This window comes from Billgrantia pellis, from assembly GCF_008297955.1.
In the GTDB taxonomy this organism is placed as follows: Bacteria; Pseudomonadota; Gammaproteobacteria; order Pseudomonadales; family Halomonadaceae; genus Halomonas; species Halomonas pellis.
In genome coordinates this window covers 338707-352238 of record NZ_VTPY01000006.1, presented here as the reverse complement: position 1 = coordinate 352238, position 13532 = coordinate 338707, and the positions used below count along the sequence as shown (strand labels likewise).

The 13532-nt window shown below is 64.5% G+C and carries 15 protein-coding genes; 10 read left to right on the top strand and 5 right to left on the bottom strand.

All coding sequences use genetic code 11. The features are described 5' to 3' along the window. Positions 1-434: 434 nt before the first annotated feature. Positions 435-1634 (bottom strand): tyrosine--tRNA ligase, encoded by a 1200-nt coding sequence (gene tyrS / locus F0A17_RS17135; RefSeq protein WP_149329555.1) that lies wholly within the window; start codon positions 1632-1634, stop codon positions 435-437. 113 nt (positions 1635-1747) lie between these two features. Here tyrS and F0A17_RS17130 point away from each other — a divergent pair, with 113 nt between their 5' ends. Further along, entirely contained in the window at positions 1748-2878 is a 1131-nt protein-coding gene (locus F0A17_RS17130) for an anhydro-N-acetylmuramic acid kinase (protein WP_149329554.1), read from the top strand. Positions 2879-2893: 15 nt separating this feature from the next. Here the strand turns inward: F0A17_RS17130 and F0A17_RS17125 are convergent, their stop codons facing one another. Both F0A17_RS17125 and F0A17_RS17120 read right to left on the bottom strand, forming a co-directional pair. Then, positions 2894-4036, bottom strand: coding sequence for a PilT/PilU family type 4a pilus ATPase (locus F0A17_RS17125; protein WP_149329553.1), 1143 nt, complete (start codon positions 4034-4036; stop codon positions 2894-2896). Positions 4037-4065: 29 nt separating this feature from the next. Next, positions 4066-5100, bottom strand: a complete 1035-nt coding sequence (locus F0A17_RS17120; protein ID WP_149329552.1) for a type IV pilus twitching motility protein PilT — start codon at positions 5098-5100, stop codon at positions 4066-4068. 76 nt (positions 5101-5176) lie between these two features. On the opposite strand from F0A17_RS17120, the gene F0A17_RS17115 reads away from it, so the two are divergent. Genes F0A17_RS17115 through F0A17_RS17085 form a run of 7 tightly spaced genes read left to right on the top strand, consistent with a single transcriptional unit; the run spans position 5177 to position 10024 of the window. Next, the gene (locus tag F0A17_RS17115; protein WP_149329551.1) at positions 5177-5887 is read left to right on the top strand and encodes a YggS family pyridoxal phosphate-dependent enzyme; all 711 of its coding nucleotides are present in this window, start codon (positions 5177-5179) and stop codon (positions 5885-5887) included. 59 nt (positions 5888-5946) lie between these two features. Continuing rightward, entirely contained in the window at positions 5947-6771 is an 825-nt protein-coding gene (gene proC / locus F0A17_RS17110; RefSeq protein WP_149329550.1) for a pyrroline-5-carboxylate reductase, read from the top strand. 55 nt (positions 6772-6826) lie between these two features. After that, positions 6827-7420, top strand: coding sequence for a YggT family protein (locus tag F0A17_RS17105; protein WP_149329549.1), 594 nt, complete (start codon positions 6827-6829; stop codon positions 7418-7420). Positions 7421-7464: 44 nt separating this feature from the next. Continuing rightward, the gene (metX, locus tag F0A17_RS17100; RefSeq protein WP_149329548.1) at positions 7465-8622 is read left to right on the top strand and encodes a homoserine O-succinyltransferase MetX; all 1158 of its coding nucleotides are present in this window, start codon (positions 7465-7467) and stop codon (positions 8620-8622) included. Then, positions 8622-9221, top strand: coding sequence for a methionine biosynthesis protein MetW (metW, locus tag F0A17_RS17095; protein ID WP_149329580.1), 600 nt, complete (start codon positions 8622-8624; stop codon positions 9219-9221). Before metX ends, metW begins: the two co-directional genes overlap by 1 nt. 13 nt (positions 9222-9234) lie before the next feature. Continuing rightward, positions 9235-9690 carry a DUF4426 domain-containing protein gene (locus F0A17_RS17090; protein ID WP_149329547.1) on the top strand — a complete coding sequence of 152 codons (456 nt, stop codon included), beginning with the start codon at positions 9235-9237 and terminating at the stop codon, positions 9688-9690. A 4-nt stretch (positions 9691-9694) separates the two neighbouring features. Then, positions 9695-10024 (top strand): Rieske (2Fe-2S) protein, encoded by a 330-nt coding sequence (locus F0A17_RS17085; protein ID WP_149329546.1) that lies wholly within the window; start codon positions 9695-9697, stop codon positions 10022-10024. Here the strand turns inward: F0A17_RS17085 and sfsA are convergent. Then, a complete protein-coding gene (sfsA, locus tag F0A17_RS17080) occupies positions 9983-10741 on the bottom strand; it encodes a DNA/RNA nuclease SfsA (RefSeq protein ID WP_149329545.1) in 759 nt (252 codons plus the stop codon). The genes F0A17_RS17085 and sfsA overlap by 42 nt on opposite strands. 5 nt (positions 10742-10746) lie before the next feature. After that, on the bottom strand, positions 10747-11907 hold the full coding sequence (locus F0A17_RS17075) for an aminotransferase class I/II-fold pyridoxal phosphate-dependent enzyme (RefSeq protein ID WP_149329544.1): 1161 nt from the start codon (positions 11905-11907) through the stop codon (positions 10747-10749). Positions 11908-12137: 230 nt separating this feature from the next. Between F0A17_RS17075 and dksA the strand changes: the two genes are divergently transcribed. Next, positions 12138-12575, top strand: coding sequence for an RNA polymerase-binding protein DksA (gene dksA / locus F0A17_RS17070; protein WP_104204906.1), 438 nt, complete (start codon positions 12138-12140; stop codon positions 12573-12575). A gap of 78 nt (positions 12576-12653) precedes the next feature. After that, the gene (gluQRS, locus tag F0A17_RS17065; protein WP_149329543.1) at positions 12654-13532 is read left to right on the top strand and encodes a tRNA glutamyl-Q(34) synthetase GluQRS; all 879 of its coding nucleotides are present in this window, start codon (positions 12654-12656) and stop codon (positions 13530-13532) included.

The window sequence follows — 13532 nt, the reverse complement described above, 5'->3', positions numbered from 1 at the left end:
GTGGCGTTGTCGGCATCGAAGGCCAGCGTGGCTGGCGACCGCCGAAAGCCCGCGTGGCTTTCGATATCGAGTGGCGCGCATTCTACCGAATCCGCCGTGGGCGTCAAGCGAGGATTTAGCGAAGCGAATCGAAAAATCCAACCCAGACAACCACTTACCTCTCCTCCTACCGCCGGTGACGTTGCCCGTCGCCGGCAGCGGATGCGTACTTTACGGGTTTCCCCGCGACCCCGCAAGGGCCGCTGGCAAAAAAGTTTCAGAATGACGGCAGGCGCATGAAGAAGCGATGACGGCAGAACTATCCACAGGCGCTCGCCGCGCGAGCCTGTGGATGGTTTTGCGCCGGGGGGGCGAAGACGACGACACCCGCACGGGACGGGCGTCGGTAGAGCAACTGACTTGTCATCAGTTGGACTGGGGGCCGGTGGACTAACTCAGCGTAGCGTCACTCGGGCATAGCGCTTCTTGCCGGCCTGAATCACATAGCTCCTGCCGGTATCGAGCATATGCTCCTTGGCAACTACATCACCGTCGACCTTGACCCGACCGTTGCCCAGCATGTCCTTGGCCTGGGCACTGTTGTTGGCGAGCCCCGAGCGGTTGAGCACTGCGGCAATCGGCGCCTGGACGCTGCCTTCGAAGTCGACCTCCACTTCGGGCAGGTCCTCGGGCAGCTCGCCCTCGGCCAAGCGGTTGCCGGCCGACTTGTGGGCATTGGCCGCCGCCTCTTCGTCGTGATAACGCCCGATCAGCTCGCGCGCCAGAACCATCTTGATGTCGCGGGGGTTGGCGCCGGCCTCGACGTCGCGCTTGAGCGCCTCGATATTTTCGTTGGATGTCAGCGAGAGCAGCTCGAAGTAGCGCCACATCAGGCTGTCGGGCATGGAGACGAGCTTATTGAACATGGCGCCAGGCGCCTCGTCGACACCGACGTAGTTGCCCAGCGACTTGGACATTTTCTGCACGCCGTCGAGTCCCTCGAGCAGCGGCATGGTGATGACGACCTGTGGCTCCATGCCGAAATGCTTCTGGATCTCGCGCCCCATCAGCAGGTTGAACTTCTGATCGGTACCGCCCATCTCGACGTCGGCCTCGAGCGCCACGGAGTCGTATCCCTGCACCAGCGGATAGAGGAATTCATGAATCGAGATCGGCTGACCCGACTTGTAGCGTTTGTCGAAATCGTCACGCTCGAGCATCCGCGCCACCGTACTCTGGGCCGCCAGCTCGATCATCTTGGCCGCGCTGAGTTCACCGAACCACTCGGAGTTGAAGCGCACCTCGGTCTTGGCAGGGTCGAGGATCTTGAACACCTGCTCCTTGTAGGTCTGGGCGTTGGCGCGTACCTCATCCTCGGTGAGCGGCTTGCGGGTGACGTTCTTGCCAGTGGGGTCGCCGATGCGCCCGGTGAAATCGCCGATCAGGAAGATAACTTGGTGGCCAAGATCCTGGAACTGGCGCATCTTGGTCAGCAGCACGCTATGGCCGAGGTGCAGATCGGGCGCCGTGGGATCGAAGCCCGCCTTGATGCGCAGCTTGCGGCCGGACTCGAGCTTCTTGACCAGCTCTTCCTCCAGCAGTATCTCCTGAGTGCCTCGCTTCAGCAGCGCCAGTGCGCTTGCAACGTCGGTCATCGTCTCCCACTCCACGAATTGCGTTGATCCACCCCACGGCAGGGTCCATCGAATGGGGCACGATGTTAGCATGACTTCATGCCTCGCGGCCCCCAGCATAAGGGAGAAGAGAGATGACACTGTTCGTGGGCTTGATGTCCGGTACCAGCCTGGACGGCATCGACACTGCGCTGGTCGAAATCGGTGCGGCGGGCCAACCGCAGCTGCTTGCCACCCACGCGCAAGCAATGCCCGACTCTCTGCATGAGCAGCTATTGAAGCTTTGCCAGGCCGAGCAGGTCGCCTTCGCCGAACTGGCCAGCGCAGAGGATGCCTTCAGCCGACTCCAGGCGGCTGCCGTCCTGCAGTTGCTCACAAACAATGGCATTACCGCCGAGCAAGTCACGGCCATCGGCAGCCATGGTCAGACCATCGAGCACGCGCCTTGGGGTTATGACGAAGGTCCCGCCTACACCCTGCAACTCGACAACCCGAGCCTGCTGGCCGAGCTGACCGGTTGCCGAGTGGTGGCCGACTTTCGCCGCCGCGACCTGGCCGCCGGCGGACAGGCCGCCCCCCTCGCACCGGCTTTCCACGAGGCGCTATTCCGGCGTCCGGAGCAGTGGCAGCTGGTACTCAACCTGGGGGGCTTTGCCAATCTGACCCTGCTGCCCCCAGCGGAGCTGGATACCGAAGTCATCGGCTTTGATACCGGACCGGCCAACGTGCTGCTCGACGCCTGGTACGCCCGGCATCGTGGCGGCCGCTTCGATGCGGATGGCGCCTGGGCAGCAACGGGCCAAGTAGACGAAACGTTATTGGAACGCCTGCTCGCCGAGCCTTTCTTTCATCGGCCCCCGCCGCGCAGCACGGGCCGCGAGGTGTTCCATCTCGACTGGCTGAGCCGGCACCTGACGGGGCACGAACGTGTCGAGGACGTCCAGGCCACGCTGGCGGAGCTGACCGCCACGAGCATCGCCCTGGGCGTTGAGATGGCGCGCGAACGTGTCAACGCCCCGACCGCCACGGCGCTGATCCCCTGCGGCGGCGGCGCTCACAACCACGACCTGCTGGCCCGTCTGGCAAGACGCCTGCCCGAGACCGCCCTGGTGCCCAGCAGCGACTGGGGATGGCCGGCCGACTGGCTGGAAGCCGGCGCCTTCGCCTGGCTCGCCTGGCGTCGCCTGGAAGGCCTGCCCGGCAACCTGCCCAGCGTCACCGGTGCCGCCGGCCTCAGGGTGCTTGGCGCCATTTATTCACCTTAAGGCCGAACATCCTACCTAGAAATCATCATCCTCGCGCAGGGAGAAGCGCTGCGCGCTATCCTGCGCCTTGGCCAGCACGTCGCTGCTCTCGTCCCCGTACTTGATCATCATGCGCAGTTCGTTGGCCGAGTCGGCATGGACCATGGCCACCTCCTCGCTGATCTTGCCGGCCCTGTAGAGTTCGTAGAGTGCCTGGTCGAAGGTTTGCATGCCGAGGTCACGCGAGCGCCCCATGACGTGTTTGATTTCGCCGACCTCACCCTTGCGGATCAGGTCGGCGATGAGCGGTGTGCGCAGTAGAACCTCAATGGCCGGAGCGCGCCCGCCGTCTCGGGTCGGCAGCAGCTGCTGGGCGACAATGGCGTGGAGATTGAGCGACAGGTCGAGCCAGATCTGCTCGTGACGCTCGTGAGGGAAGAAGTGGATGATGCGGTCGAGCGCCTGGTTGGCGTTGTTGGCGTGCAGGGTTGCGAGGCAGAGATGCCCCGTCTCGGCGAAGGTGAGCGCGTGCTCCATGGTTTCGCGGGTGCGCACCTCGCCGATGAGAACCACATCCGGCGCTTGGCGCAGGGTATTCTTCAGCGCTACCTCGAAGGACTCGGTATCGATACCCACTTCGCGCTGGTTGATGATCGCCTTGCGGTGCGGGTGGACGTACTCGATCGGGTCCTCCACGCTGATGATGTGCCCGCCGACGGTCTCGTTGCGGCGTTGAATCATCGACGCCAGGGTGGTGGACTTGCCGGTGCCGGTGCCACCCACCACGAATACCAGCCCGCGCTTGAGGTTGGCCAGTTCGCCCAGCGTTTCCGGCAATGCCAGCTCCTCGAGCCGGGGTATCTCGTAGGCGATGCGACGAATCACCATGGCAGGCTGGTTGCGCTGCTGGAAGGCGCTGACTCGGAAGCGCCCGCGTCCGGAGAGGCTGAGGGCGAAGTTGGCCTCGCGCTCCTGCTGGAAGCGTTCGCGCAGCCCCTCCGGCACGGCGGTATTGACCAGCTCGCGCACCTGCTCCACCGAGAGGCGCTGATCGCCCAGGGCGGTAAGCTTGCCGGCCATCTTGATGGTGGGCGGCGCCTGGACCGAGATGAGCAGGTCCGAGGCTTCCTTCTTGGCCATGATGCCCAGCAGCTGCTCCAGCCACTCTTGTGCTTTCATTTCCCGCTCCCTTGCTCTCAGCGTTGGCGTCAGGAGGCAAGCGCACTTTTGGCGCGCGCCTGGGCCTCGTCGCGATTCACCACGTTCTCGGCCACCAGCCTGGCCAGGCAAGCATCCAGGGTCTGCATGCCCAGATTGCCCCCGGTCTGGATCGCCGAGTAAATCTGCGCCACCTTGTCCTCACGAATCAGGTTACGCACCGCCGATGTGGCAATCAGGATCTCATGGGCCGCCACCCGGCCCCCGCTGCGGCGCTTGAGCAGCGTCTGGGAAATGACGCCCTGCAGCGATTCCGAGAGCATCGAACGCACCATGGCCTTCTCCTCGCCGGGGAAGACATCGATGATGCGATCGATGGTCTTGGCTGCGGAAGTGGTATGCAACGTGCCGAATACCAGGTGCCCGGTCTCGGCCGCGGTCAGCGCCAGGCGGATGGTCTCCAAGTCACGCAGTTCGCCGACCAGGATGACGTCGGGGTCCTCGCGCAGGGCGCTGCGCAGTGCCTGGGCGAAGCCGTGAGTGTCGCGATGCACCTCGCGCTGGTTGATCAGGCTGCGCTTGCTACGGTGGACGAACTCCACCGGATCCTCGATGGTGAGGATATGGTCGTAGCGGTGATCGTTGATGTAATCGATCATGGCCGCCAGGGTGGTGCTCTTGCCCGAACCGGTGGGGCCGGTAACCAGGACGAGGCCGCGCGGCAGTGACGCCAGGCGACGGAAGACGTCGCCCAGCTCCAGATCGTCCATAGTCAGCACTTCACTGGGGATGGTGCGGAATACGGCACCGGCGCCGCGAGCCTGGTTGAAGGCATTGACACGGAAGCGCGCCACCCCGGGCACCTCGAAGGAGAAGTCGGTTTCGAAGAACTCCTCATAGTCGCGCCGCTGGCGATCGCCCATGATGTCGTAGATCAACTTGCGGACCTCACGGTCCTCCATGGGCGGCACATTGAGGCGGCGAATGTCACCGTCGACCCGAATCATCGGCGGTAGCCCGGCCGACAGATGCAGGTCGGAGGCGTTCTGTTTTGCCGAGAACGCCAGCAATTCGGTAATATCCATGCGGTTCCACTGCTCCCGGTTAAGGTTCACTTCAGTATGCCAGTCCTTGCGACATGACGGATTTCATGTGGATGAGATGACGGATACCATGCTTTCCGAGTCGCTGACCAGCGCCCGCGAGCGTCTGGCGGCGGCGCTGGCCGCTGCCGCACGCCCCGCCGATGACGCGCGGTTGCTGGCGGTGAGCAAGACCAAACCAGCCCACATGGTGCGTGAGGCCTGGCGTCTCGGCCAGCGGGAGTTCGGCGAGAACTACGTACAGGAGGCGCTGGACAAGCAGGCGGAACTGACCGACCTGGAAGGCATCGTCTGGCATTTCATCGGCCCGTTGCAGGCCAACAAGACCCGAGCCGTGGCCGAGCACTTCGACTGGGTGCACAGTATCGACCGCGAGAGAATTGCCCGGCGCCTGAACGATCAACGCCCCGAGAGGCTGGAGCCGCTTGATGTCTGCCTGCAGGTGAACGCCAGCGGCGAAGTCAGCAAGTCTGGCGTCGGCTTCGATGAATTGGAAAGCTTGGCGGAAACGGTGCTCTCGCTGCCGCGACTGCGTCTGCGCGGGTTGATGACGATTCCCGCCCCCGCCCAGGAACTGGCCCGACAACGCGAACCTCTGGCTCGGCTGCGCCAAGCGCTCGAGGCGTTGCGCCGCCGCTTCCCCGGGGCGCCGCTGGACACTCTGTCGATGGGCATGAGCGACGATCTGGAAGCCGCCGTGCTCGAGGGTGCCACCCTGGTGAGACTGGGCACCGCCATCTTCGGCATACGGGACACCTCGCGTCGCTAGAGGACGCGCCTGCGTCCGGCAATCACGGTCGCTCCATGACGAAAAGAAGGACAGATCGAATGGCCAGCAGAGTCACCTTCATCGGCGCCGGCAACATGGCCGGCGCCATCATCGGCGGAATGATCGATCACGGCCACCCCGCCGCCGCCATCACTGCCACCTCGCCCAGCGATGAATTCCTGGCACCGCTCCGTGCACGACTCGGCATCCGCACCGAGACCGACAATGCGGCGGCGGTACGCGACGCCGATATCGTCGTACTGGCCGTCAAGCCGCAGATCATGCGTGGCGTCTGCGAGGGCCTGCGCGACGCTCTGCAGGCACGACGCCCGCTTGTCATCTCCGTTGCGGCCGGCCTCACTGCCGACACGTTGCAGACGTGGCTGGGAGGGGATCTGCCGCTGGTACGCTGCATGCCCAACACTCCCGCATTGGTTGGTGCCGGCGCCGCCGGCATGTTCGCCACCGCCGAGGTCAGCGCCGCGCAGCGCGACCAGGCCTCTGAACTGCTCGAAGCCGTGGGCCTGGTCGAATGGGTCGAGGAGGAAGGTCTTCTGGATGCGGTTACCGCCGTCTCCGGCAGCGCGCCGGCCTATTTCTTCCTGATGTTCGAAGCCATGGAGGAAGCCGGCGTCAAGCTTGGCCTGCCCGCCGAAACCGCACGCCGCCTGGCGATACAAACCGCCTTGGGAGCTGCCCGGATGGCGCAGCAGAGCGAGTTCTCTCCGGATCGTCTCAAACGCAACGTGATGTCGCCCGGCGGCACCACCGAGCGGGCCATCGAGCATCTCGAACGGGCCGGCCTGCGCCAAACCCTGTCCGAGGCCATGGACGCCTGCGCCGCCCGCGCCCGCGAAATGGCCAGCGAACTCGACCAGCGATAGCCTTCCCGCTGCCGTCATGCACGGCGGTTACTCAATACGACATGGAGGAGCCCACATGGGCAGCCAAATGGGAAATGCCGGTCTGCTGCTGATCAACAGCCTGATCAATATCTATCTGTTCTTGCTGATGCTGCGCTTTCTGCTGCAGGCGTCGCAGGCTGACTATTATAACCCCATCAGCCAGTCGGTGGTGAAAGTCACCCAGCCGGTGGTACGCCCATTCCAAAGCTTTCTCGGCCCGGTAATGGGCCGCTTCGACCTGGCCACCCTGGCCGCTGCCTTCGTGCTCAAGGCGGTGAGTATCGTGATCATTCTGCAGGTCGCCGGTATCGGCATGCCGCCCGTCACCCAGGTGGCGATCGGAGCGCTGGCCGCCATCGCCAATGCCATCCTCAAGATCTACTTCTTCGCCCTGATCGTGATGATCATCCTGAGCTGGGTGGCACCCAATGCCAGCCACCCCGGGGCGTTACTGATCATGCAGCTGGTCGAGCCGATCATGGCACCGGTGCGCCGGGTCATCCCGCCACTGGGCATGATCGATCTGTCGCCGATCGTGGTATTCATCGCCATCAGCCTGGTCGATGGTATCGTAGTCGGCTCGCTGACGCGTGCCGCCGGCATCGCCGGCGCCCTGGTCGGCCTTTGAACGCTCGCACGGACGGACCTCAACGACAGGACACCGCACGACACATGCCCGAGTTTCCCGACGATTCGGTCGGCTTGGTGATGCCGCAAATGGCGCACTTCGACGACCCCCTCCCCCTGGCCTGCGGCAGGACGCTGCCGGTTTATGATCTGGTCTACGAAACCTACGGCACGCTCAACGCCACTCGCTCCAATGCGGTACTGATCTGTCACGCCCTGTCGGGGCACCACCACGCCGCCGGCTATCACAGCCACGATGAGCGCAAGCCGGGCTGGTGGGACGCTCATATCGGGCCGGGCAAGTCGATCGACACCGATCGCTTTTTCGTCATCTCGCTCAACAATCTCGGCGGCTGCCACGGCAGCACCGGCCCGACCAGCGACAACCCCGCCACCGGGCGCCTATGGGGCCCCGACTTCCCCATGGTCACGGTGAGCGACTGGGTGCATAGCCAGGCGAGGCTGGCCGACCGGCTGGGTATCGAGCGCTTCGCCGCGGTGATCGGCGGCAGCCTGGGCGGCATGCAAGTGCTGCAATGGACGCTGACCTATCCCGAGCGGGTCGCCAATGCCGTGGTCATTGCCGCCACGCCCAAGCTCTCGGCGCAGAACATCGCCTTCAACGAAGTGGCACGCCAGGCAATCCGCTCCGACCCCGATTTTCATGACGGTTGGTACGTCGAACATGGCACGGCGCCGCGCCGCGGCCTGAAGCTGGCACGCATGGTGGGCCATATCACCTACCTCTCGGAAGACGCCATGGGCAGCAAGTTCGGCCGCGATCTGCGCAGTGAGGACCTCAGCTTCGGCTATGACGTCGAATTTCAGGTGGAGTCCTACTTGCGTTACCAGGGTGATACCTTCTCCAGCGCCTTCGACGCCAACACCTACCTGCTGATGACCAAGGCGTTGGACTATTTCGATCCGGCGGCGGGCCACGGTGGCGTACTGGCCGAGGCCGTCGCCCCCAGCCAGTGCCCTTTTCTGGTGGTGAGCTTCACCAGCGATTGGCGCTTCCCACCGTCGCGCTCGCGCGAGCTGGCCAATGCGCTGATCCGTGCCGGCAAACCGGTCAGCTACGTCAATATCGACTCGCCCCATGGCCACGATGCCTTCCTGCTGCCCGAGCCGCGCTACCAGGCAGTGTTCTCGGCGTTCATGTCACGCGCAGCCAGTGAGCTGGGCCTGGAGGAGCAAGCATGATGCGCGCCGACCTGGAGCTGATTCACCGCTGGGTGCCCGAAGGCGCCCATATCCTCGATCTGGCCTGCGGCGATGGTACCCTTCTCGCGGCGCTGGCGCGCGACAAGCGCGTCACCGGCTACGGTCTGGAGATCGATCCGGAGGGGATCACCGCCTGCCTGGCCCGCGGCGTCAGCGTGATCGAGCAGAATCTCGACGAGGGGCTGGTCAACTTCGAGGACGACACTTACGACCTGGTGATCATGACCCAGGCGCTGCAGGCGCTGCGCCGGCCCGATCGCATGCTGGATGAAATGCTGCGCGTGGCCGACGAGTGCATCATCGCCTTCCCCAACTTCGCCTACTGGCGTCATCGCGTGCACCTCGGTATCCGCGGCTACATGCCGGTCTCCAAATCGCTGCCCTACGCCTGGTACGATACGCCGAACATTCACCTATCGACGTTCAACGACTTCGAGCACCTGTGCCGGCAAAAGAATCTGGAGATCATCGATCGCGCCGTGGGGATAGGCGAACAAGAGGGCCATTGGGCCACGCGCTTATGGCCCAACCTGTTCGGCGAGATCGCCATCTTCCGGGTCGCGCGCCGGCGCCGTTGAGAAGGAAACCACCATGCGCCAGCGAATTCCCTCGACTCTTCTTGCCGTCGCCCTGTTGCTGACGGTCGCCCTGCCGCTGCAGGCTCAGCAGTACGAAAGGGTAGGTGACTACCAGATTCATTACAGCGCGGTGGGCACCCAGCACATTCCTCAAGCCGTGGCCGAGGCCCACGGCATCCAGCGCAGCCCTGCCCTGGCGCTGCTCAATGTCAGCGTGCTCGAGGAACTCGACGATGGCGAGACGCGCCCCATCAATGCCGGGGTCGAAGGTACCGTCGGCATGCTGCAGGCAGGCGAACGCACCCCGCTCGCCTTCCGTACCTTGCGCAGTGGCGACGCCCCGTCTCAGATCGCGGTATTTCGCATTCGTGACGACGCCCCGATGCATTTCGACTTGGAAGTACGTTACGACCGCAACCGCGAGCCGGCCACGGTCAGCTTCCTCCAACGCTTTCATATCGAGCGCTGAGACCATGCCCCGGGTCATTGCCCGTCTCCGTGATTTCGTCGCCGCCCCCTCCCGGGGCGTGACGCTGCCCGATGGAAGAAGCGCATTCCTGGTGTGCGTACACGGCCGGATCGCTGCCTTCCTCAACCGCTGCCCGCATCAGCAGGTGCCGCTGAACGTGCCGGAAGGCGACTTTCTCGACGCGGGAGGCGAGCTGATCCAGTGCGGCATGCATGGCGCGCTGTTCCTGCCCGAGAGTGGCGAGTGTGTCTTCGGTCCCTGCCAGGGCCAGCGCCTGGAACCGCTGGCGATCTCAATCAACGCCGAGGATAACGTGATACTCACGGTCGAGTGACACCGGCAGGCTCCTGCCCAGGGTGATCGACACGGGCCGGCCGTCGCGCCAGCCGATCTCACAGCCGTACGCCAGCACCTCCACCCCGCGCCTGGCCGCCTCCTTGAGCGTGACGGCATAGGCCGGGTCGAGATGGGCAGCCGCCGCCACGTCGCGAATGCCGGTATGCGCCACGCAGAATAGCAATACCGACCGCCGCCCCTGTTCGGCCAGCGCCGCCAGCGCCAGCAGGTGCTTGCGACCGCGCGCGCTCACCGCATCGGGAAAGTAGCCGTGACCGTCGGGTTCTTTGAGCGTTACCTGCTTGACCTCGACGAAAGCGGTGCCGCGACCGGGATCGTCGAGGCGAAAATCGAGCCTTCCCTCCTCGACCTTCGCCTCGCACTTCAGACTGGCGTAGCCGGACAGTGCCGGCACCCGCCCCGTCTTCAACGCCTCCTCGACGATGCGGTTGGTCCGCCCGGTATGCACCGAGGCGAGTGACATAGCACCATCGGGCTGCGGCAACTCGATCAGTTCCCAGGTCCAGGCCAGCTTGCGCGCCGGATTGTCGCTCGCCGACAGCCACACGCGGCAACCCGGCACGTTCACCGCCCTCATCGAGCCGGTATTGGGGCAGTGCGCCACCACTTCGCGGCCATCATCGAGGCGTACGTCGGCAAGGAATCGCTTGTAGCGGCGCAGCAGGACGCCAGGGACGAGCCATGGATATTCCATGCCCCTTACCGCCTCGCCAGGAATCGCTCGAGCCGGCTCACCGCCTCCTCGAGGCGAGCGATGCCGGTGGTGAAGGCGATGCGCACATGGTGCTCGCCTCCGCTGACGGCAAAGTCGATGCCCGGCGTAATGGCCACGTTCTCCTCTTCCAGCAAGCGCTGGCAGAAGGCCTGGCTATCGCGACTGTAGCGCGAGATGTTCAGCCACAGGTAGAAGGCCCCCTGAGGCGGCAGTGCCGGCGCCAGACCCAGCCGGGCCAGGCCCGCCAACAGCGTGTCACGACGACGACCAAGCTCGGCGCGGCGCGTCTCGAGGATATCGCGGCACTCGGGAGTGAAGGCTGCCAGTGCCGCATGCTGGGAGGGGGTGGAGGCGGCCAGGAAGACGTTTTGCGCCAACCGCGTCAACGGCTCCACGGCTCCCTCCGGCGCCAGCAGCCAACCCAGGCGCCAGCCGGTCATGCCGAAGTACTTGGAGAAACTGTTGACGACGAAGGCATCGGGGCTGATCGACGCCACCGAGAGCGGCTCATGGTCATAGCAGAGCCCCTGATAGATCTCGTCCACCAGCAGCTGCCCGCCGCGCGCTGATACCGTGTCGGCGACTTCACGCAGTTGTGCGGCATCAAGCATGTGACCGGTTGGGTTGGAGGGCGTGGCCAGCATCGCCAGCCGAGTGCCTTCGCGCCAGTGTCCCGCGATCAGTCCGGCATCGAGCTGCCAGCCGCTCGCATCGCCTACCGGCACGGTATCGATCTCGGCGCCCGACAACGCCATGAAGTGGCGGTTGCATGGATAGTTGGGGTCGGCCATCAATACCCGGTCACCGGCGCCGACCAGCAGTTGGCTGGCCAGCAGCAGCGCTCCCGAGGCTCCCGGCGTGACCAGAATGCGCGCCGGATCGACTTCCGCCCCGAAGTGCTCGGCGTAATGACCGGCGATCGCCTCGCGCAGCGCCGGCAACCCTGCTGCCGGGGTATATCGCGTGTGTCCCGCAGCCAAGGCGTCGCGCCCGGCCTCGGTTACCGGTTCGGGAGTGGGGAAGTCGGGCTCGCCCACCTCAAGGTGAATGACGTCATGCCCAGCCGCCTCGCGTGCCTGGGCGATCTCCAACAGGCTCATCACCCGGAAGGGGGCAACGCGATCGAGGCGCGAGTTCCATGGCATGTCGGGCTCCTGAAAAGTTGAAAGAAACGTGACATATGCAGAGGCATTTTTTCACCCCGAGCGGTCAATATCTCATGGTATCGATTTTCCCTCGAGCATGCGCCGATCGTTTCTGGCAGGTATTGCAAAGCCCGCCATTTTCGGATAAACAAGCATGCCTTTGGCGTGAGATACCTTGACCCCATGCGACAGGTATTGATCAGCAGTCACTCAAGTAATGAGGCAATCCCATGCCAGTAGCAGACAAGAAGACGGAAGCGCCCAAAAAATTCACCCCGTACGAAGCGGCGCCGGGTGAAGAGTATATGAACGAACAGCAGCTTGAGCACTTCCGACAGATCCTGCTGGGCTGGAAACAGGAGCTCATGGAAGAGGTGGATCGCACCGTACGCCACCTGCAGGAGGAGGCGAACAATTACGCCGACCCGGCCGATCGTGCTACCCAGGAAGAGGGATTCAGCCTGGAGCTGCGGACACGCGATCGCGAACGCAAGCTGCTCAAGAAGATCAACGAGACGCTCGAGAAGATCGATGAGGAAGACTACGGCTTCTGCGAAGCCTGTGGCGTCGAGATCGGCATTCGCCGCCTGGAGGCCCGTCCCACCGCCACGCTCTGCGTCGATTGCAAGACCCTGGCCGAGCTCAAGGAAAAACAGCTCGGCGGTTGACGGCCAAGTGATCCTCGCTTGTCTTCGCAACGGGCACCTAGGGGTGCCCGTTTGCTTGTCGGCCGCAAGGGAGCGAGCATGATGGGCTATTGCGGTCGTTTCGCCCCCACACCTTCGGGTGCGCTGCATTTCGGCTCGCTGATCGCAGCCCTGGCCAGTTTTCTCGATGCGCGCCGAGCCGGCGGCGAGTGGCTGCTACGCATCGAGGACATCGATCCGCCGCGCTGCCCCCCTGGTGCGGCCGACACTATCCTGCGTCAGCTAGAGGCCTTCGGCTTGCATTGGGACGGGCCGGTCCACCGGCAACATGGTCGCGACGCCGCCTACATCGCCGCTCTGGAGCGCCTCGCCGGCCTCGGCCTGGCGTATCGCTGCAGCTGTTCTCGCAAACAGTGGCGAACGCACCCGATCTATCCTGGCTGGTGCCGTGAAGGCATATGCGAGCCGGGCAAGCCGGTGGCCTGGCGACTACGCAGCGATCAGGGCCTGCGTCCCGTGGTCTGGGAGGACCGGTTGTTCGGCGAGCAGCACTTCGATCCTGCCGAACTCGGGGATGTGGTGCTCAAGCGCAAGGAGGGTCTGTGGGCTTATCAGCTCGCCGTGGTGGTCGATGACGCCGAACAGGGCATCAGCGACATCGTGCGCGGGTATGACCTGCTCGACAATACGCCCTGGCAGCGCCAGCTTCAGCATGCGCTGGGGCTGCCCGAGCCGCGCTACCTGCACCTGCCTTTGATCGTCAATCGCGAGGGCCAGAAACTGTCCAAGCAGAACCTGGCACCGGCGCTGCCGCTCGAGGATGCCGAGGTCAGACCGCTGCTGCATCGTGCCCTGGTCGCGCTCGACCAGGCACCGCCCCAGGCACTGGCCAGCGCTCCGGTACACGAGCAGTTGGCCTGGGCCATTCCCCGCTGGGATCCGAGCCGGATTCATCCTGCCGCCAACCGCCCCGAGTGA